Source organism: Pseudomonas sp. LBUM1661 (assembly GCF_059695925.1).
On sequence record NZ_CP166794.1, the window covers coordinates 3,130,469 to 3,155,180 of the forward strand.

At 59.9% G+C, this 24,712-nt stretch carries 25 protein-coding genes; 8 read left to right on the forward strand and 17 right to left on the reverse strand.

Annotation, left to right across the window (positions count from 1 at the left end):
- Nucleotides 1-42 precede the first annotated feature (42 nt).
- A complete protein-coding gene (locus ACA057_RS14365) occupies nucleotides 43-615 on the forward strand; it encodes a cytochrome b (protein WP_497349370.1) in 573 nt (190 codons plus the stop codon).
- On the opposite strand, the gene ACA057_RS14370 is transcribed toward ACA057_RS14365, so the two are convergent.
- On the reverse strand, nucleotides 596-1,705 hold the full coding sequence (locus ACA057_RS14370) for a DNA alkylation repair protein (RefSeq protein ID WP_497349372.1): 1,110 nt from the start codon (nucleotides 1,703-1,705) through the stop codon (nucleotides 596-598). The genes ACA057_RS14365 and ACA057_RS14370 overlap by 20 nt on opposite strands.
- A 158-nt stretch (nucleotides 1,706-1,863) precedes the next feature.
- Complete coding sequence (locus ACA057_RS14375; RefSeq protein WP_497349374.1) at nucleotides 1,864-3,672, reverse strand: monovalent cation:proton antiporter-2 (CPA2) family protein; 1,809 nt, start codon at nucleotides 3,670-3,672, stop codon at nucleotides 1,864-1,866.
- Nucleotides 3,673-3,964: 292 nt separating this feature from the next.
- Here ACA057_RS14375 and ACA057_RS14380 point away from each other — a divergent pair, with 292 nt between their 5' ends.
- Entirely contained in the window at nucleotides 3,965-4,870 is a 906-nt protein-coding gene (locus ACA057_RS14380; RefSeq protein ID WP_497349376.1) for a LysR family transcriptional regulator, read from the forward strand.
- On the opposite strand, the gene ACA057_RS14385 is transcribed toward ACA057_RS14380, so the two are convergent.
- On the reverse strand, nucleotides 4,860-5,636 hold the full coding sequence (locus tag ACA057_RS14385; RefSeq protein ID WP_497349378.1) for a substrate-binding domain-containing protein: 777 nt from the start codon (nucleotides 5,634-5,636) through the stop codon (nucleotides 4,860-4,862). The two genes, ACA057_RS14380 and ACA057_RS14385, sit on opposite strands and share 11 nt — an antisense overlap.
- 25 nt (nucleotides 5,637-5,661) lie before the next feature.
- Nucleotides 5,662-6,954 carry an MFS transporter gene (locus ACA057_RS14390; RefSeq protein ID WP_497349380.1) on the reverse strand — a complete coding sequence of 431 codons (1,293 nt, stop codon included), beginning with the start codon at nucleotides 6,952-6,954 and terminating at the stop codon, nucleotides 5,662-5,664.
- Nucleotides 6,955-7,199: 245 nt separating this feature from the next.
- Between ACA057_RS14390 and ACA057_RS14395 the strand changes: the two genes are divergently transcribed.
- Nucleotides 7,200-7,508 (forward strand): RcnB family protein, encoded by a 309-nt coding sequence (locus ACA057_RS14395; protein WP_401358908.1) that lies wholly within the window; start codon nucleotides 7,200-7,202, stop codon nucleotides 7,506-7,508.
- A 12-nt stretch (nucleotides 7,509-7,520) separates the two neighbouring features.
- Here the strand turns inward: ACA057_RS14395 and ACA057_RS14400 are convergent, their stop codons facing one another.
- From ACA057_RS14400 to ACA057_RS14410, 3 genes are all read right to left on the reverse strand, one after another.
- Nucleotides 7,521-8,594, reverse strand: coding sequence for a diguanylate cyclase domain-containing protein (locus ACA057_RS14400; protein WP_497349382.1), 1,074 nt, complete (start codon nucleotides 8,592-8,594; stop codon nucleotides 7,521-7,523).
- An 80-nt stretch (nucleotides 8,595-8,674) separates the two neighbouring features.
- Nucleotides 8,675-8,998, reverse strand: coding sequence for a protealysin inhibitor emfourin (locus ACA057_RS14405; protein ID WP_497349384.1), 324 nt, complete (start codon nucleotides 8,996-8,998; stop codon nucleotides 8,675-8,677).
- Nucleotides 8,995-10,059 (reverse strand): M4 family metallopeptidase, encoded by a 1,065-nt coding sequence (locus tag ACA057_RS14410; RefSeq protein WP_497349386.1) that lies wholly within the window; start codon nucleotides 10,057-10,059, stop codon nucleotides 8,995-8,997. The genes ACA057_RS14405 and ACA057_RS14410 overlap by 4 nt, the downstream gene beginning before the upstream one ends.
- Before the next feature lie 146 nt (nucleotides 10,060-10,205).
- Between ACA057_RS14410 and ACA057_RS14415 the strand changes: the two genes are divergently transcribed.
- Nucleotides 10,206-10,544: an FKBP-type peptidyl-prolyl cis-trans isomerase gene (locus ACA057_RS14415; protein ID WP_401358904.1), complete on the forward strand. Its 339-nt coding sequence runs from the start codon at nucleotides 10,206-10,208 to the stop codon at nucleotides 10,542-10,544.
- Between the two features lie 61 nt (nucleotides 10,545-10,605).
- Here the strand turns inward: ACA057_RS14415 and ACA057_RS14420 are convergent, their stop codons facing one another.
- From ACA057_RS14420 to ACA057_RS14440, 5 genes are all read right to left on the reverse strand, one after another.
- On the reverse strand, nucleotides 10,606-10,941 hold the full coding sequence (locus tag ACA057_RS14420) for a hypothetical protein (RefSeq protein WP_497349389.1): 336 nt from the start codon (nucleotides 10,939-10,941) through the stop codon (nucleotides 10,606-10,608).
- A 97-nt stretch (nucleotides 10,942-11,038) separates the two neighbouring features.
- Nucleotides 11,039-11,278, reverse strand: a complete 240-nt coding sequence (locus ACA057_RS14425; protein WP_497349391.1) for a pyocin S6 family toxin immunity protein — start codon at nucleotides 11,276-11,278, stop codon at nucleotides 11,039-11,041.
- Nucleotides 11,279-11,293: 15 nt separating this feature from the next.
- Nucleotides 11,294-12,517: an S-type pyocin domain-containing protein gene (locus ACA057_RS14430; RefSeq protein WP_497349393.1), complete on the reverse strand. Its 1,224-nt coding sequence runs from the start codon at nucleotides 12,515-12,517 to the stop codon at nucleotides 11,294-11,296.
- Nucleotides 12,518-12,685: 168 nt separating this feature from the next.
- Nucleotides 12,686-13,717 carry a D-cysteine desulfhydrase family protein gene (locus tag ACA057_RS14435; RefSeq protein ID WP_497349395.1) on the reverse strand — a complete coding sequence of 344 codons (1,032 nt, stop codon included), beginning with the start codon at nucleotides 13,715-13,717 and terminating at the stop codon, nucleotides 12,686-12,688.
- 237 nt (nucleotides 13,718-13,954) lie between these two features.
- Nucleotides 13,955-15,082 (reverse strand): cytochrome P450, encoded by a 1,128-nt coding sequence (locus ACA057_RS14440; protein WP_497349397.1) that lies wholly within the window; start codon nucleotides 15,080-15,082, stop codon nucleotides 13,955-13,957.
- An 82-nt stretch (nucleotides 15,083-15,164) separates the two neighbouring features.
- Between ACA057_RS14440 and ACA057_RS14445 the strand changes: the two genes are divergently transcribed.
- On the forward strand, nucleotides 15,165-15,929 hold the full coding sequence (locus ACA057_RS14445; protein ID WP_497349399.1) for an ArsR/SmtB family transcription factor: 765 nt from the start codon (nucleotides 15,165-15,167) through the stop codon (nucleotides 15,927-15,929).
- On the opposite strand, the gene ACA057_RS14450 is transcribed toward ACA057_RS14445, so the two are convergent.
- Entirely contained in the window at nucleotides 15,926-16,534 is a 609-nt protein-coding gene (locus tag ACA057_RS14450; RefSeq protein ID WP_497349401.1) for a LysE family translocator, read from the reverse strand. The genes ACA057_RS14445 and ACA057_RS14450 overlap by 4 nt on opposite strands.
- 105 nt (nucleotides 16,535-16,639) lie before the next feature.
- Here ACA057_RS14450 and ACA057_RS14455 point away from each other — a divergent pair, with 105 nt between their 5' ends.
- From ACA057_RS14455 to ACA057_RS14465, 3 genes are read left to right on the forward strand one after another with little or no spacing between them, the layout of a single operon-like run.
- Nucleotides 16,640-17,566: a LysR substrate-binding domain-containing protein gene (locus ACA057_RS14455; RefSeq protein WP_497349403.1), complete on the forward strand. Its 927-nt coding sequence runs from the start codon at nucleotides 16,640-16,642 to the stop codon at nucleotides 17,564-17,566.
- A gap of 52 nt (nucleotides 17,567-17,618) precedes the next feature.
- The gene (locus tag ACA057_RS14460; protein WP_497349405.1) at nucleotides 17,619-18,839 is read left to right on the forward strand and encodes a putative DNA modification/repair radical SAM protein; all 1,221 of its coding nucleotides are present in this window, start codon (nucleotides 17,619-17,621) and stop codon (nucleotides 18,837-18,839) included.
- Nucleotides 18,836-19,678, forward strand: coding sequence for a TIGR03915 family putative DNA repair protein (locus ACA057_RS14465; RefSeq protein WP_497349407.1), 843 nt, complete (start codon nucleotides 18,836-18,838; stop codon nucleotides 19,676-19,678). Before ACA057_RS14460 ends, ACA057_RS14465 begins: the two co-directional genes overlap by 4 nt.
- Nucleotides 19,679-19,731: 53 nt before the next feature.
- Here the strand turns inward: ACA057_RS14465 and ACA057_RS14470 are convergent, their stop codons facing one another.
- The 4 genes from ACA057_RS14470 to ACA057_RS14485 form a co-directional block, all read right to left on the reverse strand.
- A complete protein-coding gene (locus tag ACA057_RS14470; RefSeq protein ID WP_497349409.1) occupies nucleotides 19,732-20,751 on the reverse strand; it encodes a branched-chain amino acid aminotransferase in 1,020 nt (339 codons plus the stop codon).
- A 235-nt stretch (nucleotides 20,752-20,986) separates the two neighbouring features.
- Nucleotides 20,987-22,372 (reverse strand): dihydrolipoyl dehydrogenase, encoded by a 1,386-nt coding sequence (gene lpdA, locus ACA057_RS14475; RefSeq protein WP_497349411.1) that lies wholly within the window; start codon nucleotides 22,370-22,372, stop codon nucleotides 20,987-20,989.
- A 3-nt stretch (nucleotides 22,373-22,375) separates the two neighbouring features.
- The gene (locus ACA057_RS14480) at nucleotides 22,376-23,653 is read right to left on the reverse strand and encodes a dihydrolipoamide acetyltransferase family protein (RefSeq protein WP_497349413.1); all 1,278 of its coding nucleotides are present in this window, start codon (nucleotides 23,651-23,653) and stop codon (nucleotides 22,376-22,378) included.
- Complete coding sequence (locus ACA057_RS14485; protein WP_497349415.1) at nucleotides 23,654-24,712, reverse strand: alpha-ketoacid dehydrogenase subunit beta; 1,059 nt, start codon at nucleotides 24,710-24,712, stop codon at nucleotides 23,654-23,656. It lies immediately after the preceding gene.

The window sequence follows — 24,712 nt, forward strand, 5'->3', positions numbered from 1 at the left end:
CGAATGAATCGGCAGCCGTTTATGACGTTCACGAGGCTCACGATGACCTGCGATACAACAACACAACGGTATGGAAAACTGTCGATCACTCTGCACTGGCTGATGCTGGCGCTATTTGTCGGCGTATACGCTTGCATCGAACTCAAGGGGTTGATGCCGCGCGACGGTCATTTGAGGGGCCTGTTTCTCGGACTGCACGGGCTATTCGGTCTGAGCATTTTTGCCCTGGTCTGGGTTCGTTTGCTCGGGCGGCTCACCCCGCGTCCGCCCATCACCCCGGCGCTCCCCACTTGGCAGACCGGCGCTTCGCACCTGATGCACCTGGCCTTGTATGGGCTGATGATTGTCACCCCGGTACTGGCGTGGTTGATGCTGTCGGCCGGTGGCAAGCCGATGCCTTACTTCGGCTTCTTCTTGCCGTCGCCGGTGGCGGTGGATCCAGACCTGGCCAAACAGTTCAAGTATTGGCATGAGTTGCTCGGCAGCACCGGTTACTGGCTGATCGGTCTGCACGCGGCGGCAGGATTGCTCCATCACTATTGGGTCCGCGACAACACCCTGACGCGCATGCTGCCGGGTCGCTCCGATAATGCGGTCAATCAGCGTCAGCGATAATCTCAAACCCCGTACTGGCCAGGCGTTCACCGTTCACCAGAATGTGCACCGCATGTTGGCCGGCGTAGTGCTTGCGGGTGGTGAGTGCCTTGATGTGCTGGCCACGGGCGATGAACTCGGCAGCGTTGCCCGCAAGCGTCAACGCCTTGAGCTTGAACACCTTCGCCGAGGTGCTGCCGTTGGCTTTGACGTAATCGATGGCGTAGTCGATCACCAGTCGCTGACTGTCCGGCACCGTTGATTTCACGGTGAACGACAGGGTGATTTTCTCGCCCAGGCCGATCACCGCCGGTTCGACCTTCACATCAGAGATCTCGACCTCAGGCTTGCCGCCCGCACCAATGATCGCCAGTGCCCTCGGGTTGCCCTGTTTGATCAGGCTGCGCAGGGCATGTTTGGCGATCCACGCGGTGTGCTTGTTCTCCAGTGACCAACCTTCGATCACGTTCAGCACCCATTCGGGATGATCCTTGGTGATGTCGTTGAGGTGGTTGGCCACGGACTTGCGCACATACAGGCTGTCGTCGGCCTTGAGGTTGTCGAGGATCGCGGCCGCCAGTGTTGGATCGGCCTGGATCTGCGACAGGCGAAACGACCAGGGCAGGCGCGGTCGACTGCCTTCGCTGGCCAGGCGTCGTACGTGTTCGTTTTCGTCCAGGGACCAGTCGTGCATGACCGCCAGTGAGCGCTCGAGGTCGCTGCGCAGGAAATAACGAATCGCAAATTCCGCTGAGCCGAAGGTGGTGAAGTATTTCAGCGCGTCCATGGACGGTTCGAAGGCATGGGCGCCGTAGGTCGCGACGTAATGCGGCAACGAGATGCTGACGAAGCCGCTGTTCAGGCGCGGCGCGAGGGCGCGCAGGACGTCGAGCGTTTCTTCATAACCCAGCGGCAATACGGCGTGCAGGCATTCGCTGACCCGGGCCATGCGCTGCATGATCGACAAGTCGGCGAGCCCGGCGTTGGCCAGTTTCAGGAAGGCCTTGGCGTTGAACTCGGGGTAGACCGCGGTCATCTCGGTGGCGATGTGCTTGAGGCGCTCGGCGTTGAAGATTTCCTTGAGGGCGGGGGAGGGTTGGTCGGCAGCCATTGTGGGTTCCTTTGAAGTTGTCATTTATCCAGTGCACCGCGTCATCGTTCATCGCGGGCAAGCCCGCTCCCACAGGGTTAATGGATGTTCACAGAATCGGGTTCACCCAAAACCACTGTGGGAGCGGGCTTGCCCGCGAAGAGGCCCTCAAATGCACCTCAATTTTTACCCGCTTCCTCTTCCAATTGATCCGCCTCAAACAACCGCGCCAGTTCCGCCCGGGCTTCCTGGGCCGTCTGCAATACCTTCGCCGCATCGTCATAAATAGCATGCTGGGCTTCCAGCACCTGTTCATCGTGATGCTTGAAGCGCTTGATCCGCGCATCCGCCTGGGCCTGGGTCAGCCCCAATCCGACCAACGTCCGCCGGCTCATTTCCAGGCTGGAATAGTAAGTTTCCCGAATCGCCTCGGCACCGATGTCGACCAAACGGTGAACGTGCTGGCGGTTACGCGCCCGGGCGATGATTTTCATGTGCGGGTACAGCTTGTGTACCAGCTCGGCGGTCTTGATGTTGGTGTCCGGATCGTCGGTGGCGATCACGAAATACTCCGCTTGCTCGACCTTGGCCGCACTGAGGATTTCCGGGCGCATCGGGTCGCCGTAGAACACCGGCACGCCGCCGAAGCTGCGGGACAGTTCGATGGTTTCGACCGAGGTGTCGAGGGCGACGAACTTGATGTTTTGCGCACGCAGAATCCGCGCCACGATCTGCCCCATCCGGCCCATGCCGGCGATCACCACACGCGGCGCGTCGGTATCGATTTCGCGGAATTTCTCCGGCACCACCACCGGCTGAACCTTGGGGCTGACCAGTCGTGCGCAGATCAGCAGCAACAACGGGGTCACGGCCATCGACAGCGTGATCGTCAGTACCAGCAAGTCATACAGGCGCGGCTCGAACAAGCCTTGGTCGCGGCCGATCTTGAACACCACGAAGGCAAACTCACCGCCGGCGGCCAACACGATGCCGAGGCGAATCGCACTGACTTTGCTCAAGCCACCCGCCAGTCGGCCCACCACAAACAACAGCGGCAGCTTGATCGCGATCAGCAGCAGGGTCAGCCCCAGCACCACAATCGGCGCGCTCAGCAGCAAACTCAGGTTCGCGCCCATGCCGACGCTGATGAAAAACAGCCCCAGCAGCAAACCCTTGAACGGTTCGATCTGCGCTTCCAGTTCATGCCGGTATTCGGAGTCCGCCAGCAGCAAACCGGCCAGGAATGCCCCAAGCGCCATGGAGACGCCGACCAGATCCATCAACCATGCAGTGCCGATCACCACCAGCAACGCGGTGGCGGTGGAGACTTCCGGCAAACCGGTTTTTGCCACCACACGGAACACCGGGCGCAGCAAATAGCGCCCGCCAATCACCACCACGGCGATGCTGCCGAGCACTCTCAATCCGTGGTTCAAATCTTCGGCGGCAGTGGTGGTGTGATCGCCGCCGGCCAGCAGCGGCACCATGGCGATCAGCGGGATTGCGGCGATGTCCTGGAACAACAGAATCGCGAAGGCCAAGCGCCCGTGGGGGCTGGTCAGTTCCTTGCGTTCGGCCAGGCTCTGCAGGCCAAACGCGGTGGACGACAGGGCCAGGCCCAGGCCCAGGACAATCGCGCTATTCAGTGACTGCCCGAAGACAAACAACGCCACCACGCCAATCATCGAACCCGTCAGCAGCACCTGCGCCAGGCCGACGCCGAATACTGATCTGCGCATCACCCACAAGCGCCGCGGAGACAATTCCAGGCCGATGATGAACAGCAGCAACACCACGCCCAACTCGGAAATGTGGCTGACACTTTGCGGATTGCCGATCAAGCCAAGCACCGACGGGCCGATGATCACCCCGGCAAACAGATAACCCAGCACCGCCCCCAATTGCAGGCGCTTGGCCAAGGGCACGGTGAGCACCGCCGCGAACAGAAACACGACAGCGGCTTGCAACAGGTTGCCTTCATGGGGCATGACAAACTCCAGAACTCGGTACGGCGGGGCGACAAGGATAAAGGGTGATGCGGGATGCGTCAGCCATGAACATACAACGGTGTTGACTGATACACCGCTTTCGCGAGCAAGCCCGCTCCCACATTTGATCTTCGGTGAACACAGAATTTGTGTACGACAGAGATCGAATGTGGGAGCGGGCTTGCTCGCGAAGGCGGCTTTGCAGGCAATAAAGATATCGTTACATTTCGCATCAATTAGTTACATTCATACGATAAGCTGATCAATCTGTCTGTCCCTTGAGCCCCCCACCATGGCCATCAACTTCGACCTCAACGACCTGCAAGCCTTCCGCGCCGTGGTCGAGCAGGGTAGTTTTCGCAAGGCTGCCGACGCTGTGCGCATCTCGCAGCCAGCGCTGAGCCGGCGCATCGAGAAACTCGAAGACGCCCTTGGCGTCAGATTGTTCGAACGCACCACGCGCAAAGTCAGCCTGACCCAGGCAGGACGCGGTTTCATGCCCAGCGTCGAGCGGCTGCTGGATGATCTGGACGTGGCATTGCTCGGCATCAGCGAAGTCGCCTCGACCCGGCTCGGCCACGTCACGGTCGCTTGCGTGCCCTCGGCGGCGTACTACTTCATGCCCCGAGTGATTGCGCACTACCATCGCCAGTTTCCGCGAATCAAGGTCAAGGTGCTCGACTCCAGCGCCCATGAAGTGCTGAGTGCGGTGGTCAACGGTGAAGCGGATTTCGGCCTGAGTTTCATGGGCACCCTGGAGGCCGAAGTGGATTTCGAGCCGCTGGTGCAGGAAGGTTATGTGGTGGCCTGCCGGCGCGATCACCCGTTGGCCGGGCGCGGCAGCGTGACGTGGGACGAGTTTTATCAGCAGGATTACATCTCGCTGGACAAGACGTCCGGCAATCGCTTTTTACTCGATCAGGCGCTCACGGGCATCGTGCCGCAGCGGCCGAGCATCTGTGAAACCCGGCATGTGACGACAATGATTGGTCTGGTGGAGGCCGGGTTGGGTGTGGCGGCGGTGCCATTGATGGCAATGCCGGCGGCGGATCACCCGATTCTGACGCGGGTGCCACTGACCGATCCGCAGGTGATGCGCAGCGTCGGCTTGATCAAGCGCCGGGGTCGAACCTTGACCCCGGCGGCGTTGGAGCTGGAACGCCTGGTAGTGGAAATGAAAGTCCAGGTCAGCGATTGACCGAGTCCAGGCCGGTGGCTTGCACATCGGGCTGAGCCGCGGCGGAGGCGAGGTAGTCCAGTAGCGCCCTGGCTTCGGCCGGATGCTGCGCACCCACCGGAATACCGGCGGCGAAGCGGGTCACCGATTGCACCGACTCCGGGATCTTCGCGACAAAACTCACGCCAGGGACCGGCAGCAACTCGCTGACCTGCTGGAAGCCCAGTTGATAGTCGCCGGTGGCGACCACCGAACCCACCGGGATTTTCGGCACCATCGTTGACTTGGGTTTGAGTTGTTCTTCGATGCCCAGTCGCTTGAACAGCTGATTTTCGATGTATACGCCGCTGGCGCTGTCGGAATAGGCGACAGACTTCGCGTCGAGCAAGGTCTTTTTCAGGCTGTCGACGGAGCTGATGTCCGGCTTCGGCGCGCCTTCGCGCACCACCAGGCCTATTCGCGAATCGGCCAGTTCGACGCGCGACGCGGGATCGACTTTGCCTTGCTTGATCAGATCATCGAGGGCGTAGCCGACCATGATCACCACGTCGGCCTTTTCACCGCGGGCCAGCCGATTGGGGATCGCTTCCGGGGCCTTACCCATGGACGGACCGAGTGCCGTATCCAGCGTGTTGCCGGTGGACGCGGCGAATTTTGGGCCGAGGATTTTGTAGGCCGCGGTGAAGCCGCCGGAAGTCATCACGCGGATCTCTTCGGCCTGGGCGATGCTGCTCAGACCGAGGCTGGCCACGAGGACCAGGGTGGCAAAATTGAAAAGCTTTTTCATGGAGGGTTTCTCGAAAAGGGCTGGTTCAAGACATCGCCGGTTGCAGGCGACCGGTCGAACGACGATAGAGGTGCAGCGTCGCGCACAACGCACAAAGCGCCGCAAAACTCATCCAGTAACCGGGCGCAGCCTTGTCGCCGGTGTACTGGATCAGAAAGGTCGACATCGCCGGGGTGAAACCGCCAAACACCGCCGTCGCCAGGCTGTACGCCAACGAGAACCCGGCGACTCGCACTTCGACCGGCATGATCTCCGTCAGCGCGGCAATCATCGCGCCGTTGTACAAGCCATAAATAAATGACAACCACAGCAACACCAGCAGCATGTTGATGAAACTCGGCGCGTGCACCAGGTACGTCAGCGCCGGGTATGCGGTGGCGAGGGTCAGCAGGGCCATGGCGATCAACACCGGTCGACGGCCGATGCGGTCCGACAATGCGCCGCCAATCGGCAGCCAGAAAAAGTTCGAAACGCCCACCAGCAAGGTCACCAACAGGGCATCGGCGGTGCTCAAGTGCAGCACGGTTTTGCCGAAGGTCGGCGCGTACACGGTGATCAGGTAAAACGCGGTAGTGGTCAGGGCGACCATCATCATGCCAGCGAACACAATCACCCAGTTCTGCGCCAGGGTGCGGAACACGTCGCCCATGCTCGGGCGGTGTTTGCGGGCAGCGAACTCCTCGGTTTCCTCCAGGTTACGGCGCAGGAAGAAAATGAACGGCACGATCATGCAGCCAACGAAAAAAGGTATCCGCCAGCCCCAGTCGGCAATCATCGCTGGCGCCATCCATTGGTTCAGGCCATAGCCGAGCGCTGCCGCGACGATGATCGCCACCTGCTGACTGGCCGACTGCCAACTGGTGAAAAACCCTTTATTCCCCGGAGTAGAGATTTCCGAGAGATACACCGAGACACCGCCCATTTCCGCGCCGGCCGAGAAGCCCTGCAGCAATCGGCCGATCAACACGATGGCCGGGGCAAACAGTCCGATGGTGTCGTAACCGGGCACCAGCACAATCAGAATCGTGCCGCTGGCCATGATCGACAGGGTGACGATCAGCCCTTTGCGTCGACCCACATCGTCGATGTACGCACCCAGCACCACCGCGCCCAAAGGTCGCATCAGGAAGCCTGCACCGAACACCGCAAAGGTCATCATCAGGGAGGCGAATTCGCTGCTCGCCGGGAAGAACACGGCAGCGATCTGTGTGGCGTAAAAGCCAAAAAGGAAGAAGTCGAACTGTTCGAGAAAGTTGCCCGAGGTAACCCGGAAAATCGCACTGGCGCGGGAGCGCCCGGAATGGATTGATGTTGTCATTGACCTGTACTCCACCGCTTTTATGACGTGCGCCGCCTGAACGCGGTGCACGGTTCTTATTGGGGCGAATGGTGGAGCAGGGCGACCGATATGATAAGTGCATTGTTGGCATGCATTGATGCATGAAGCGGATCAATTGGGTCGGTCCCCGGTACAGTCCGGCACAGAATCATCGCAAAGTAATGAATGATTGATCGCGAGTGCAGTCGGAGTTTGGGTACAACGACATCACTGGAGGTTCACCAATGAACAACAAAACCCTTATCGCCAGCCTCGCCCTTGTCGCAGGCATAGCCGGTATCAGCCCGATCGTTCAGGCGGATGACCCACCGCAAAAAACCGTCCAGCCCGGCGTCAACAACGCCCGCAAGCTGGAAGTCGGCGACCGCGCCCCGGACGTTTACCAGCGCAGCGAAAAAGCCCTGACCAACTGGAAGGCGAAAGGCCTGAAAGCGCCCAAGGATCAGGCGCAATGGGTGCAGATCAACGACAAGTACATGATGGTGATGATTACCAACGGCACCATCATGGATATCACGCCGATTGAGCGATAAGCCGTCTAGGGGCTACTCGCTGTGAGCGCGCACCGGGCTTTCCGTGCCCAACCGATACTGATTATTCCCGCTGCGCTTGGCCTCATACATCGCCAGGTCGGCAATGTGAATCAGCCGGTCCATGCTCGGCGCGTGGTCGGGGAATACCGCGACACCCAGGCTGCTGCCGATGTGGCGCTGGTCGTTGCCGATGCTGATGGGCGGCGAGAGTTCGACGAAGATTTTCTGGCAGATGTTGCGCGCCTCGTCGTGCAGGCTGATGCCTTGAGCCAGGCCCTGCAGAATGACCACAAATTCATCGCCACCGATCCGCGCCACGGTGTCGGTTGAGCGCAGGATTCTCTTCAGTCGGGTGGCGGTGGTGATCAGCACCCGGTCGCCGGCGGCATGCCCGTAAACATCGTTGATCGCCTTGAAACCGTTCAGGTCGACGAACACCAAGGCCACCCTCGTCGCGCTGATGCGCGCCTGCTCCAAGGCCTCGGACAGACGCTCTTCGAGCACCAGACGATTGGGCAAGCCGGTCAGCGGGTCGAAGTGGGCCAGGTGTTGCAGGTAGCTGGCGGAGGCTTTTTCTTCAGTGATATCGCGCACCACGCCCATCATCTTGATGGTTGCATCGTGGTCGTTCTTGACCACATTGCCGGTTTCCCGAAGCCAGCGGAGGGTGCCGTCGGGCCAGATGACGCGGTATTCCTCGTCATGGTTTTCGCCGGTTTCCAGGCAACGCAGCTCGCCGGCCCGGACCTTGGTCCTATCGTCCGGGTGCACGCAAGCGCAAAACAACGCGTAGGAGGGCGTGACCTCACCGATCTTGAAGCCGAACATGCCGTAAATCGCGTCCGACCAGTAAAGCTTGTCGGTGTCGACATCCCAGTCCCAAGTGCCGATGCGAGCGAAGTACTGGCTGCGTTTGAAGCGTTCGACGTCGCCGTCCTGATGAATAGTCTGCCCATCGGTCAGGCTGGCGATCAGCACGCGAGATTCGGCCAACTGCTTGCGCAACGAGCGCTCGCGACAGATCAACGCGACGATCAGGGCAAACATCACCGTGCCGATGGCGGCGCTGGTCCAGGCCAGATTCATTCAGGGATTGCCATCATGGCGCATCAGCCGTACGGAAAAGATGCGCTAATGTTAGTTCACGTGGCCCGACAACAGCAGGCTCATAACACCTCGCCTTTGTCCCACAGCCGCACCAATTCACCCGGTGCCCGATCCTCAGGCACTTTCATCACCATGCGATCGTCCTGCTCGCCGCTGCGAAAATCCACTTCGATTTCAAAGAAGCGCTGATCACCTCGGCCCGAGGCGGAGTCTGCGAGCGGCAGGCAACCTTCCAGCAATGAACAGATGCGCGTGCGCTGATCGAGGTCGCATTGCGCGAATTCGATTCGACGAGGGCGGGTCAACGCGTGGATCGCCGCCACACCGCCCTGGCGGGAAAGACTCACCACGGCATCATCACCCAGTGTTGGCAAGGTTTTCATGGTTTCTCCTGAGAGACATCGACACCCACTTCAGACCAGGCATGGCGCACTGCCTTGGCTTCATCGGGGCCAAAAAGTTGCCGGGCATGCGCGAGGGTCAGATCGGCGAAGGCAGCGAATGACGCCTCGCTGTGCAGGCGCTTGTCGCACAGCGTGTCGTACCAGATGCGCCCGGCTTTCTCCCAGGCAAACCCGCCCAGGGTCTTGGCCGCCAGATAGAATGCGCGATTGGGGATGCCGGAATTAATGTGCACACCGCCGTTGTCTTCCTGAGTAATGACGAACTTGCGCATGTGGTCCGGTTGTGGATCCTTGCCCAGCAGCGGGTCGTCATACGCCGTGCCGGGATGAGCCATCGAGCGTAGTCCGATGCCTTTGATCCGCGGCGTCAGCAGGTCGGCGCCGATCAGCCAGTCCGCCTCGTTGGCCGTCTGGCCCAGCACATGTTGCTTGATCAGGACGCCGAAGACGTCCGATATCGATTCATTCAAGGCCCCGGACTGGTCGGCGTAGACCAGGCCGGCTTCGCTTTCGATCACGCCGTGGGTCAACTCGTGCCCGATCACATCCAGGGAGCGGGTGAAGCGCTCGAAAATTTCGCCATCGCCGTCACCGAACACCATCTGTGCACCGTTCCAGAACGCATTTTCGTAGTCCTGGCCGTAATGCACGCTGCCAATCAGGGCAAAACCTTTGTTGTCGATGGAGTCACGGCCCAGCACCTTCCAGAAAAAATCGTGACTGGCGCCCAACGCGTCGTAAGCCTCGTCGACCGCCGGGTCGCCCGTCGCCGGCTGGCCTTCGAGGCGCGCCGGCATCCCCGGCAGGAGCATTTTGCCCTGCGCATCATAGATACTGCGCTGTACCAGACCGGGTTGAGTGGAGGGAGGCAGGATCGTTGCCGCCGCAGAACGTACCGGTGGAGTCGGCGAGTGACGAAGGGTGCGCACGTGGGTCAGCGTGTTCAGCGCACTGGAACGCTGCCGCTCGGAGCCGTGGGCAATAATGCGGTTGAGGATGTAAGGCGGAATGAAACTGCGCAATGATCGTGAGTCGGTCATCAGAGCATCCTTTCCTGAGTACGAAATCGATATTCATGTGAGCAGGCGGGCGGCGTTTCGGTTCCATGGATTGCCATCCGCGGCGGATTCTGCGAAAACCACCGTCCGCGCCCTCAGTCCGGGGCGACAGTGAACGAGTAAGCAGTATGAACGACGAATTGCAAATCATCGACCTCGAACCAGGCGACGGCAAAGCCGCGGTCAAAGGCGCACTGATCACCACTCAATACCGCGGCTGGCTGGAAGACGGCACCGAATTCGATTCTTCCTACAGCCGAGGGAAACCTTTTCAGTGCGTGATCGGCACCGGTCGCGTGATTAAGGGCTGGGATCAGGGAATCATCGGCATGCAGGTCGGCGGCAAGCGCAAACTGCTGGTGCCCGCGCATTTAGCGTATGGCGAGCGTTCGATGGGGGCGATTACCCCCCATTCGAATCTGATTTTCGAGATTGAATTGCTGGAAGTGCTGACACGGGATGATTGAGTCGTTGTGGTGAGGGGCAAGCTCCCTCACCTCAAATCCCCCTATTTGAACGCTCGATAGATCAGGCGAATGCGTCAATATCGTCAAGCGTGTCCGCAATAATTCCTTCCAGCGAAGGGAATTTGTTCTTCACAGTTGCCAGTGCAGGAAGGACCTTGTCTCTATCCAGTCGACTATGCCTGCGAGCTATGTGACCCAGCGCGGTGACGGCGGATGCTGCAACCGATTCTGTCTCACTTGCGAGGTACTTAAGGCACGTGTTCTGAGCCCAGGCTCTATCTTCCTCATTCAGACCGATAGAAACCAATGCCGCAATAATGTTCGTATCCACGCCGCTGGCCAGAAGCTTCGTCGCTTCATCGTGGCTCATTGATGGATCTTGGTAGAGAAAGCTCACTTTTTAACTCCTGGAACATTGCCCTTGTCTTATGGGCATGCAAACGGGCGGCAAGTACAGGTCGCTGGTTGCGTAGAGCTCCTGACATCGCACTCGCCTACTCGCGCACCCCTATGAAGAGGTCCAGTTCAGTCGGTAACCGCTCATTGAGAGCTATGGAGACTTTTTGGACTTGCTCGCCGGTTAGCAGCCATTCCCCATCCGAACTTTCATCAAGACTTTTCCAGCCAAGACAATCCATTACCAAGGCTTCAAACTGAGGTCGAACTGTAAGTTCGTATTTTAAGGAGTCATCCTCGATATCACCTTTTAAAAAACCGCTAATCCATAAAAACATAAATAGCCTCTTAATTCATTTTGGGGTGGTTCTACCGGGTTTTGCGGGGTCAATCTGTTCACCTGTTTCGTGGTTGAACTCGCCAATATGCTTACCTAGTTTGTCGTAGATCTCTATTGCGCCCGTCTTGCTGTCCCATTCATATATCCGCCCCTTCCGGTCTTTCCACCGGCTGCGCTTACTCCCTCCGCCCTGAACACTGCTTTTTGATTTAACAGGAAGGGCTTCAGGAAATGCAGGTAATGCCAACGGTGGTCGGTGGTACTTTATATCACTGCCGCCAGCAGTTCTTGAAACCACAACATACAGCGGCTGCACACCAGAATCAGCCGGGAAAACAAGGATGAAGTCCTTGTATTCAGGCGGGTAAATCGGATCGACGATGATGTTATCTGCCTGCTCGGTAGGCGGATAAATCCAGATGGGCGGGACTTGTGGGGCAGCTTCCAGCGCCGGGATTCCCAAAGTGTTAGATGGGTCAACGGCTGGGGTCCATATCAGCGTTATCCCATTGCCGAAATCAGCCACTTGCTGAGTACCTTGAACAACGAACTGCACTACAGGAACCATTTCCCAATCGCTGCGCTTCTGGGTGTTGTATCCGTATCCTTTCAAGGTGCCATCGGCCTGTTGTTCGACATGCAGTCGGACACGTGTGCGGCCTTCCTTGAGTGATTTGAGCTGTTCTTCTGTGTACAGAGAACTGTCTTCCAGACTCGAGGGCCAGAGCAGCGCAAGCATTCCCACTAATGTGCCAGCAGCGACACCTCCCGCTACGACGCCGGCACCACCAACAGAACTTGTCCCGGTGCCAACAGCACCAACCCCGCCTAAGACAAGCGTTCCTATTGCAGCCGGTAACGCACTACCACTGATTTTCTTGAGAGGGATGTTTCCCGCGGAGTCCCTTTCTCGGCCGCCTAGCAGAGAGAATTTTCCGTAATCGGCCAGTTTCTCGACAGCGACAAACCCGGTCGGGTTGACGTGATTGATTACGCCGTCGGGAAGGTTGCAACTTTTGGCGAATACGCAACCTTTGGGGGGCGGAGGGTCCTGTTGTTGAGGTCGCTTTATGAAACGGTCTTCATATGCCTGTTGCCGGGCCAACATGTCGTCATAATTCTTTTGCCTGGCATCGCGCTCTGCCAGTTCTGTGGCGTTCATGTAGCGGCTGGTGATGTGATGCCCGTCGCCTGACGGTGGGTTTTGAACCCGAGGGATGTCTGTGTTACGAGCCATGAGCGTCCTTGTTTCATTTTCTGAAAGCGATGCGGACGCTATATCAAAGGGCATTTGATAGATGTAGGACGGGTCTGAAACTCTGGTCGTTGTTACAAATGGAGCGCCTCGTTTTAGCTCAGCTTGTCGCCAGGCGCTGAGCTGAAACGGGAAAACCCGTATTAACGGTTAGGCCTGAAACGTTTCCCGGTAGGCATACAGCCCCGGTGTGCCGCCGGTCATCACGAAGAGCACGTTGTCCCCGGCGTGGAAATGTCCTTGCCGGAGGTCGGCCAACAGGCCGGCGAAGGCTTTGCCGGAGTACACCGGGTCGATCAACAGGCCTTCGGCGCGGGCCATCAGGTGCACGGCGTCCTGCATGGCTGGCGTCGGCAGACCGTAACCGTTGCCCAATTGACTGCCGTCGATGCTGATCTCGTCGGCCTGCACGATGGCGTTGCTGCCCAGCAACGCCAAGGTGTCCTGAGTCAATTTCAGGGTTCTGGCCGCTGACGTGTCTTGATCGGATAACACCGAGTACGACTTGACGATCGATGTGCCTCGGTGCAGCAACTGGAAGCCAGCCGCGAGCCCGGCGTGGGTGCCGGCGCTGCCGTTGGGTACCACGACTTGATTGAAGGTCAGGCCGAGTGCCGTTTCCTGCTGCGCAATTTCCGCTGCGCAGCGCGCGTAACCGAGACTGCCAAGTGGCGTTGAGCCGCCCGTAGGAAGCACCATGACCTTGCGCCCCGATTCCCGGAGTTGCGCGGCCCGTGTCTCGGCCCTGGCGAGTGAGTCGGTGCCACCGGCAAGCACGCTGATGTCTGCTCCGAACAATTGGTCGAGCAGCACGTTGCCGTTGAGTTCGTAATCCACTTCGGTTTTGGGGACTGAGCGGGTCAGGATCAATTCGCAAGCGAGGCCCAGGCGCGCGCAGACTGCGGCGGTCAGGCGTGCATGGTTGGATTGCAGGCCGCCGATGGTAATGACCGTGTCGACCCCGGCCGCCAGCGCCGCACCGATATGGAATTCGAGTTTGCGCAGTTTGTTGCCACCACCGCCAATCAGCATGTGATCGTCCCGCTTGAGAAACAGGCCGATTCCCTGGGTATCCAGGCCCAGCAGCCGTTCGAGGCGTTCGCCGCGCTGAATGGGCGTGGGGCCTTGCAGCAGGTCTGCGCGGGCAAAAGCGTTCAGTGCCGTGTCCAGTTGGGTTTGCATCAGTGACGCCTCGGTGTCTTTTATTACCGTGACTTTAGGGAGAAAGGCACCTGGGACATAGGCATTGCCAGTCATTTCAGTTTTTACTTGGTGTAATTAATAGGTGCGTTGTATTTAGAACGCCTTCGCGAGCAGGCTCGCTCCCACATTGGTCTGTGTTGAGCTTGGATTTTTTGTGTTCGGCGCAAATCCCCCGGTGGGAGCGGGCTTGCTCGCGAAGAACGATAACGCGGTCGATCAGCCTGCCGACAAATCAGCGAACAACGGAATCCGTCCATTCAACGAAGGCCGGTAGCGCCAGGTCAATCGATCCAGCGCAGGTTTCATCTGCATAATCTGCGTCACCGTAGCGCTGGCGATGCTCATGGCCAATACCTGCCCCGGACATTGATGCCGCCCCGCGCCAAAAGTGAAACTGCGACGCTGCGGGCGATCGAGCAGGAAGGCGTCGGGAGAGTCATTGAGCTGCGAATCACGATTGGCCGAGGCCAGCAGCACTAGAATCACATCGGCGGGGCTCAGGCTCACGCCGTCGATTTCACAAGACGCGGCGACGAACCGGCGGGTGTTCTGCACCGGCGGATCGAAGCGCTGGACCTCAGCCAACAGCTCATCGATGCGAACCGGATCGCTCGGCAACGAGGGGTTTCGTATTAGCGCTACCAACGCATTGCCGATCAGCCCGGCGGTGGCCTCATACGTCTGGGAGAACAGACCAAGGAGGTTGGCGATCAACGCTTCGGGGTCGGTTGATGTCGCCGCAAAGCGCTGGCGAATACCGGCGAGCAGGGCGCTTTGAGGGGCCGGGTCGTCCATTAACTCGATGAAATAGCCACTCAATTGCTCCGCCGCCGCATCGGCTGCGTTCAGTTGTGCCTGATCGCTAAGGAGTGACAGGCACGCGACGAAATCCGCCGTCAGCTCGCTGATCACTCGACCCTGAGCCGGTGTAAACCCCAGCAGCGCCGCCACCACGCACACCGGGCCACGGAACATCGCTTTGTGCAGCCCATCAGCGTCCGGACTGAGCAACCTCGCACCGACCAGCGCATTGACTTCATCAACATCAATCAACGCCAACCCCGGCTGAATCGCCGACCTCGGGCACCGCTGGCGTTCGCCTTCATTCATCCGCATCAGTTGCCCGAATACCTGGCCGGCCATGCCACCCGCCATCGCCTTGGGCACCGGTTCGTGGGCCGGTCGAACATGGCAATCGGGATGCGCCAGTACCGCCGACACAGCGCGGGCGCTACTGGCCACCCAGAGTTTCAGTCCCTGAAGAAAAACCAGCCCGCCCTCGGCGCGCAATTGTGCGTAATAGGGATAAGGATCGGCATGAGTCGCAGCGATGATCGGGTCCATGGGTCGCAGCCTTCATCGTGGTGGGGAAAGTGTTGCTACTATCACCAGTCCGAAAGGCCCTTGATTCGTCCGGGAGCGAAGTATGAACGCAGAACAGCATGACATTGGCGTCTCTCAAGTCGCTGCGGCCATAGCGGAACCGGCCCGGACCAAGATCCTCTGTTCGCTGATGGACGGCCACGCCCGCACCAGCACCGAGCTGGCGGCGATCGCCGAGGTCAGTGCGTCTACCGCCAGCGCCCATCTGGCAAAACTCAAGGAAGCGGCATTGGTGCGTTTGCACGTCCAGGGCCGCCATCGCTATTACAGCCTCGCGGACAAACGGGTGGCCCAGGCATTGGAAGCGCTGATGGTCGTCGGCCAGAACGCCGCGCCGACCTTCAACCCGCGCACCCCGGATCGCCTGCAATTCGCCCGCACCTGCTACGACCACATGGCCGGCACCTTGGCGGTGTTGCTGCATGACCGGATGCTGGAAAAAGGCTGGCTGCTGGAAACCGATGAGCAGGTTTACCAGCTGAGCGACAGCGGCGAAGTGTTGTTTGAAGGGTTGGGGATCGAAGTCAAAGACCTGAACACATTGCGCCGCCGATTTGCCTGCCCATGCCTGGACTGGAGCATGCGCCGACCGCATCTGGGTGGATCGTTGGGGGCGGCGTTGCTGCAAACGGCGATCAAACGCAAATGGCTGACGCAGGATCTGGACAGTCGGGCGCTGGCGTTGACCGCAACAGGGCGCAAGGAACTCAGCAGCCGTTTCGCCGTTGAGCTGCCGGTTCAGCTCACGGCTGCAAAACCCACATCTACCGAGACCAGACGCCGAGCGAGCACCAGCCCCGCACCTTAACGACTGGCTGAGGCCATGAGCACGCCAAAACCGGCGAAGGTCACGCCTGAGACTTTCGCCGCCAGCCACGAACCCTTCGGGCTCGACAACCAGCCTTTGGCGGCATTGGCGAGCAAGGCGTAGCTGCCATGCACCAGGATCACCAGTACGGCATAGGAGGCGACCAGTTTGAAAAACTGGGCGGAGAAATGGGCCGAGGTGTCGATGAATTGCGGGAACACCGCGAGGAAGAAAAACACCGCCTTGGGGTTCAAAAACTGGATCGAAGCGGCTTCCAGGTAGCGATAACCCGGGCTTGAGGGGCGTGTTTCCAGCAGTGTGCTGAAACGATCCGAGCGCCAGCTTTTGAAACCCAGATACAACAAATAGGTAGCGCCTGCGTATTTCAACGCGGTAAAGGCGTTGGCCGAAGTGCTGAGTATCAAGCCGACACTGGTGGCGCTGATGGCGGCCACGATAAACGCCCCCGACGCGATCCCCAGAATGCCCGGCACGGCCCCGGTCCAGCCGTGGCGCGCGGCGTTGGACAAGGTCAGGAGTACGCCTGGCCCAGGGCTCAAAATGGTCAGGGTGGCGAAAAGTAGAAAGACTCCATAGCTGTTCATGTCGTGCTCCGTCAGGTGGCGCTTGCCGCGTGCGGGCAGATTGGCGCGGCGAAGCGAGCGTGACAAACGCTTTAAATGCGGCGCATATGTGACTAAATTAGACGCATGACCAATCCACTACCGCCGCTTAATGCTGTTCGCGCCTTCGCCGTTGCGGCTCGTCACCAGAGTTTCAGCCTGGCGGCCGAAGAGCTGCATGTCAGCCACAGTGCCGTCAGCCGGCACATCAAATTGCTTGAAGAGCACCTCGGCGTGCTGCTGTTCGAACGGCGTATCCGGCAATCGCTGCTGACGCCGGCCGGCCAGCGCTTTTATGAGCAGGTCAGCGCCGGGCTGGCACAGATCGCCGACGCCGCTGCGGCGCTCAAGCAGCATGCTGCGCTGCCGACCGTAAAGATCAATGTCCGGCCGTCCTTTGCCATGCTGTGGCTGGCGCCCCGGTTGGAGGATTTCATTGCGCAGCACCCGGACATCAAACCGCAGGTCATCACTCAAACCCAGGCGCCTGACCATGCCCGCGACGGCTTCGACGTGGTCATTCGTCGTGGCCGTGACGACTGGGCGCCAGCGATTGAGGCGCGACCTCTGTTCGAAGACGAACTGTTGCTGGTCGCGGCGCCCTCACTGATCGAACGCCTGCCACTTGAAGACCTCACGGCGCTGAGCCGACACACATTGTTAACTGCCAAGGCGCGTCGCGAAGACTGGCACAACTGGGCCTTGCACTTTGGTCAAAGCCAGTCAGCCACTCAGGTCACCCGCCAGTTTGATCATATGCATCGGGTGCTTGAAGCCGCCGTGGACGGGCAGGGCATTGCCTTGTGTCCGGCCTCCTTACTGGGCACCCATCTATCGAGCGGGCGCATGATGTGCCCGTTACCCGAGCTGCGCATGCCGTTGCCGCGTTATTACTACGGGGTGGCGCCGGAGGTGACGGAGGCTACACGGGTGTTTGTCGAGTGGTTGTTTGTCCGGATTGCCCAGGACGGACTTCAGGGCGTCTATCGGACCAAGGGCGCGATGCCGCCTTGAACCTCAGGTGCTGACCCTATACTGTATATCCAAACAGTAAAGGGGGCGCCTCATGGAACTCATCGATAAGCTCGGCATTCTCGCCGACGCCGCCAAGTACGACGCGTCCTGCGCCAGCAGTGGAGCGCCCAAACGCAGTTCCGAGGGCAAGAGCGGCCTGGGCTCGACCGACGGCATGGGCATTTGCCACAGCTATACGCCGGATGGTCGTTGCGTCTCGCTGTTGAAGATCCTGCTCACCAACTTTTGTCTTTATGACTGCCAGTACTGTGTCAATCGCCGTTCCAGTGATGTGCCACGCGCGCGTTTTACTCCCGAAGAAGTCGTGACGCTGACGCTGGATTTCTACCGACGTAACTGCATCAGTGGGCTATTTCTAAGTTCCGGGATCATTCGCTCGGCGGACTACACCATGGAGCAATTGATCCGCGTGGCCAAACTGCTGCGCGAAGACCATGAGTTTCGCGGCTACATCCACCTCAAGACCATTCCCGAAGCTGACCCGGCGCTGATCGAAGAAGCCGGACGCTACGCCGATCGATTGAGCGTCAACATCGAACTGCCCACCGATGACAGCCTGCAAATCCTCGCCCCGGAGAAGCAGCTGGGCTCGATCAAACAAGCGATGCAAACCATCTACACGGGCGAACAGACTGTCCTGAACGAACCGCGGGCTCCGAGATTCGCGCCAGCCGGGCAGAGCACGCAGATGATCGTTGGCGCCGATGACACCGACGACAGCACCATTCTTCATACTGCCCAGGCGCTATACGGCGACTTCCGTCTGCGGCGGGTCTATTACTCGGCGTTCAGCCCGATCCCCAATAGCCCGAAAAGCGTGCCGCTGGCCGCGCCGCCGCTGATGCGCGAGCACCGTTTGTATCAGGCCGATTTCCTTTTGCGCAGTTATGGCTTCAAGGCTGGCGAACTGTTCAACGGCCCGGGGCATCTGGCACTCGACATCGACCCGAAACTGGCCTGGGCACTGGAGCACCGTGAAGTCTTTCCGCTGGACTTGAACCGCGCCGAGGCGTCCTTGATTTCGCGTATCCCCGGTATTGGCCTGCGCACGACCGAGCGGCTGGTGGAGTTGCGCCGCCAGCGACGCATTCGCTATGAGGACCTGGCCCGAATGCGTTGCGTGCTGGCCAAGGCCAAGCCGTTCTTCATCACCAGCGATTACCACCCACAACAGGCTGAGGTCACCAGTCATATGCTCTATCAACAATTGCGCGACCGGCCACCACCCCAGCAAATGGGGCTCTGGGGATGATCAATCTGGATTGCGACGACCTGTTCGACACTTGGCGCCAGCAAGCACGCTGGCTGCTGAGCCATCAGGTTGATCCCAGTCTGGTCAGTTGGGCCAGTGAACGTGTGGCAGACCTGTTCGCCAGTGATGATGTGTTGCCTGAAACACAAGGTCTGTTCCAGGCGCGCATTCCGCGAACGCTGCTCGACACACTCGAGCGAGCCGCTCGTTATCGCGGCGATCAGCGCTGGAGTCTGCTGTACGAAGTACTATGGCGGGTGAGTCATGGCGACCGCACGGCGATGATGGCCGGAGATAAAATCGGCAGCGAATTACAGAGAAGAATCAAACAGGTACAGCGTGAAGCTCATCATTTACATGCATTCGTACGCTTCGTGTCGATACCGGTAGGCGAGGGGCCGCAGTACGTTGCCTGGCATGAACCGGCTCATGACATCCTGTGCAGCGCCAGTGAACACTTCATCGGTCGAATGGGCCGACATCGCTGGTTGATCGCCACGCCTCGGGACGGTGTTTACTACGATGGCGACCAGTTGATTCATCAACGCAAGTGCCCGGCTGAATGGCAGCAACTGGCGAAAAACGTCGACGATCCACACAGCGACATGTGGCTGACGTACTACAGCCATATCTTTAACCCTGCGCGGCTGAACCCGAAAGTCATGCAAGGGCATTTGCCGGCGCGGTTCTGGAAGAATCTGCCGGAAGGTGCACTGATTCCGGGGCTGATCACTCAGGCGCGGACTGGCAAGCAACAGGACGGCCAGGCCAGCGGGATAAAGGGCAGGGAGGGCAAGCGCATCGCGCCGGGAGGCAGCGAACGTGGCCAGCGCTCATAAAAAAGCCCCTCATCACCAAGGCAATGAAGGGCTTCGGGGCCGCGGGTGTCAGATCAAACCTTGACGATCCAGCCGGCTGGCGCTTCGATTTCGCCAGTCTGTACACCGGTCAGCTCTTTGTAGAGCTTCTGGGTGACCGGGCCGACATCGGTTTCGCTGTGGAACACGTGCAGCTTGTCGTTGTAGCTGATGCCGCCGATTGGGGTGATCACGGCCGCCGTACCGCAAGCGCCGGCTTCCTTGAAGTCGGACAGCTTGTCGATGAACACGTCACCTTCGACCACTTCCAGACCCAGGCGCGATTTGGCCAGCTCGATCAGCGACAGACGGGTGATGCCCGGCAGTACCGACGGCGAGTTCGGCGTGACGAACTTGTTGTCGTGGGTGATCCCGAAGAAGTTGGCCGAACCGACTTCCTCGATTTTGGTGTGGGTCATCGGGTCCAGGTAGATGCAGTCGGCGAAGTGCGCTTTCTTGGCCTGGGAACCTGGCATCAGGCTGGCGGCGTAGTTGCCACCGACCTTGGCCGCGCCGGTGCCTTGTGGGGCTGCACGGTCGTAGCTGGAGATCAGGAAGTTGTGCGGGGTCAGGCCGCCCTTGAAGTAGGCGCCGACCGGGATGCAGAAGATCGAGAAGATGAACTCGGGTGCAGTGCGCACGCCGATGTTGTCACCCACGCCGATCACGAACGGGCGCAGGTACAGCGCGCCGCCGGTACCGTAAGGCGGGATGAAACGCTCGTTGGCGCGAACGACGTCCTTGCACGCTTCGATGAACTGCTCGGTGGACACCTGTGGCATCAGCAGGCGGGCGCAGCTGCGTTGCATGCGTGCGGCGTTCTGATCCGGACGGAACAGGTTGATCGAACCGTCCTTGCAACGATAGGCCTTAAGGCCTTCGAAGCATTGCTGGCCATAGTGAAGGGCGGTGGAGCCTTCGCTGATGTGCAGCACATTGTCTTCGGTCAGGGTGCCCTTGTCCCACTCGCCATTACGCCAGTGCGACAGATAGCGCTTGTCTGTCTTGATGTAGTCAAAACCCAACTTGTCCCAATTGATGCTTTCGTTACCCATGACACCCTCTATCACTTAACAACCGTCGAAACGGTTCAAGGCTTCTGACGTTTTTTTGGATGGGGACAACAATACTTCATTCCGGACCCATTTCGCAGCCCGGATTGCGTTCCTTTGATCGTTCCCACGCTCTGCGTGGGAATGCAGCCCGGGACGCTCCGCGTCCCTGAAGCGGACGCGGAGCGTCCGTTGAGGCATTCCCACGCGGAGCATGGGAACGATCAGTGTGAGGCGGTTATAGGTGCAACGCGTGGCCCAAGGCACGCAACGCCGCTTCCTGGACGGCTTCGCCCAAGGTCGGGTGCGCGTGGATGGTGCCGGCGATGTCTTCCAGTCTTGCGCCCATTTCCAGGCTCTGGCCGAACGCTGTCGACAATTCCGACACGCCCACACCAACGGCTTGCCAGCCGACAATCACATGATTGTCACGGCGCGCCACGACGCGCACGAAGCCGCTTTTCGATTCCAGAGTCATCGCCCGGCCATTCGCCGCGAACGGGAAGCTCGACACGATACAGTCCAAACCGCCAGCCTTGGCCTCGTCCGGCGTCTTGCCGACCACCACCAATTCCGGGTCGGTAAAGCACACGGCGGCAATCGCGGTTGGGTTGAACTCGCGGGATTTACCGCTGATCAGTTCGGCCACCATTTCGCCCTGAGCCATGGCCCGGTGCGCGAGCATCGGTTCGCCGCTGAGGTCGCCGATGGCATAGACGTTGCGCATGCTGGTCTGGCAGCGGTTGTCGATCTTGATCGCCGAACCGTTCATGTCCAGATTCAGCGCTTCGAGGTTCCAGCCCTGAGTGTTGGGTTTGCGCCCGACCGCCACCAGCACCTGATCGGTTTCCAGGTTCAACGTGTCGCCATTCGGATCACGAACTTGCAAGGTATTTGCTTTTGAATCAAAGCCTTCCACGCTGTGCTTCAAGTAAAGCTTCATGCCGAGTTTTTTTAATTCGTCATGAACCGGCTGAGTCAGTTCGGCGTCGTAGGCTGGCAGGATGCGCTCCTGTGCCTCGACCACGCTGACCTCGGCACCGAGCTTGCGATAGGCAATCCCCAGCTCCAGACCGATGTAACCACCGCCGACCACCACCAGCCGTTTTGGCACGGAGGTCGGCGCCAAGGCTTCGGTGGAGGAGATGATCGGGCCGCCAATCGGCAGCATCGGCAAGTTCACGCTTTTCGAACCGGTGGCCAGCACCAGGTGCTCGCACTGAATGCGCGTGTCGCCGACTTCTACGGTTTTACCGTCGATGACTTTCGCAAACCCTTGAATGACCTGGATTTTGTTCTTTTTCAGCAGCGCCGAGACGCCGGTAGTCAGGCGATCAACAATGCCGTCCTTCCACTCGACGCTCTTGCTGATGTCGAGCGTCGGCGCGGAAACGCTGATACCCAGGGCCGAGTGTTGGCTGTGATGCTGCGTCTGGTGGAACTGTTCCGCGACGTGGATCAGTGCCTTGGACGGAATGCAGCCGATGTTCAGGCACGTGCCGCCCAACGATTCGCCTTCCACCAGAATGGTCGAAATGCCCAGTTGACCGGCACGAATCGCCGTCACATAACCGCCGGGGCCGCCGCCGATGATCAGCAGCGTGGTGTTCAAAGTCTGTTGCATGACCTACTCCACAAACAAAGTAGCGGGTTGTTCGAGCAAGCCACGGATGGCCTGGATGAATTGCGCCGCGTCCATGCCATCGACCACGCGGTGATCGAAGGAGCTGGAGAGGTTCATCATCTTGCGAATCACGATCTGGCCTTTGACGACCATCGGGCGTTCGACGATTTTGTTGACGCCGACGATCGCCACTTCCGGCAGATTCAGCACCGGGGTGCTGACGATCCCGCCCAAGGCGCCGAGGCTGGTCAACGTGATGGTCGAGCCGGACAGCTCATCGCGGCTGGCCTTGCCGTTACGGGCAGCGGTAGCCAAGCGGGAGATTTCCGTGGCGCTGTCCCATAGGCTGCGAGTTTCGGCGTGACGCACCACCGGCACCATCAAACCGATATCGGCCTGAGTGGCGATGCCCACGTGCACGGCGCCGAGGCGGGTGATGACCTGGGCTTCGTCGTCGTAACGGGCGTTGATCTGCGGGAAGTCGCGCAGGGCGACAACCAAGGCGCGGACCAGGAACGGCAGCAAGGTCAGCTTGCCGCGGGTTGCGCCGTGTTTTTCGTTCAGGTGCGCACGCAGTTCTTCTACGGCCGTGACGTCGATTTCCTCGACGTAACTGAAGTGAGCGGCGCGTTGCGTGGCGTCCTGCATGCGCTGGGCGATCTTGCGGCGCATGCCGATGACCGGGATTTGTTCTTCGTCGTTACGCTGGGCGTAAGCGGCGGTGGCGGTCGATTGCGGCTGCTGACCTTGCGCCAGATAGGCGTCGAGGTCTTCGTGCAGAACGCGACCGGCAGGGCCAGTGCCGCGCACCAGACGCAACTGGATGCCGAGATCGAGCGCATGTTTGCGCACGGCCGGGGAGGCCAGTGGGCGTTCATCCGCCTCACGAGCCACCATCGGACCTTGGCACACGGCCGCTCGTGGCGCGGCTGCAGCCACCGGTTTGCTTTCAGCAACGGCTGCGGCTTTCGGCGCTGCCACCGGTGCTTCTTTCGCGGCAACGGTCGCCGGCTGAGCCGACTCTTTAACGTTGCCCGCGCCTTCGACTTCAATGCTGATCAGGATGCTGCCCACCGCCATGACTTCGCCAGGCTGGCCGCCCAGCGCAATCACCTTGCCGTGAACCGGCGAAGGGATGTCGACCATCGCCTTGTCGGTCATGACATCGGCCAGCACCTGATCTTCGACGACCATGTCGCCAACCTTGACGTGCCACACCGACAATTCAACTTCTGCAATGCCTTCGCCAATGTCCGGCATTTTAATAACGTGCGTGCCCATTCAGACCTCCATAACCCGATGCAAAGCCGCGCCCACACGGGTCGGACCAGGGAAATACGCCCACTCTTGTGCGTGCGGGTAGGGAGTGTCCCAACCGGTGACGCGCTCGATAGGCGCTTCCAGGTAGTGGAAGCAATGCTCTTGCACCAGGGCGACCAGTTCGGCGCCGAAGCCGCAAGTGCGGGTCGCTTCGTGAACGATCACGCAGCGGCCGGTTTTCTTCACCGACTTGACGATGGTGTCCAGGTCCAGCGGCCACAGGCTGCGCAGGTCGATGACTTCCGCGTCGATGCCGGTTTCTTCCGCCGCGACTTGCGACACGTAAACGGTGGTGCCGTAGGTCAGGATGGTCACGTCCTTGCCCGGACGTGCGATGGCGGCGACGTCCAGCGGCACGGTGTAGTAACCGTCCGGGACTTGCGCGGCCGGGTGTTTCGACCACGGGGTTACCGGGCGGTCGTGGTGGCCGTCGAACGGGCCGTTGTACAGGCGTTTCGGCTCCAGGAAGATCACCGGGTCATCGTTTTCGATGGAGGCAATCAGCAAGCCTTTGGCGTCGTAAGGGTTGGACGGCATGACCGTGCGCAGACCGCAGACCTGAGTAAACATCGCCTCGATGCTCTGGCTGTGGGTCTGGCCGCCGTAGATGCCGCCGCCGCAAGGCATGCGCAGAGTCATCGGTGCGGTGAACTCACCGGCGGAGCGATAACGCAGGCGAGCGGCTTCGGAAATGATCTGGTCGGACGCGGGGTACACGTAGTCGGCGAACTGGATCTCGGCCACTGGCCGCAGACCATAAGCACCCATGCCCACGGCGACGCCGACGATGCCGCTCTCGGAGATCGGCGCGTCGAACACCCGGGAGGTGCCGTACTTGTTCTGCAAGCCTTCGGTGCAACGGAACACGCCGCCGAAGTAGCCGACGTCCTGGCCGAACACCACGACGTTATCGTCACGCTCAAGCATCACGTCCATGGCCGAGCGCAGGGCCTGGATCATGGTCATGGTGGTTGTGGTCATGGCGGTTTCCAACTCGATAGTAGTGTTGTGGTCGTTCAT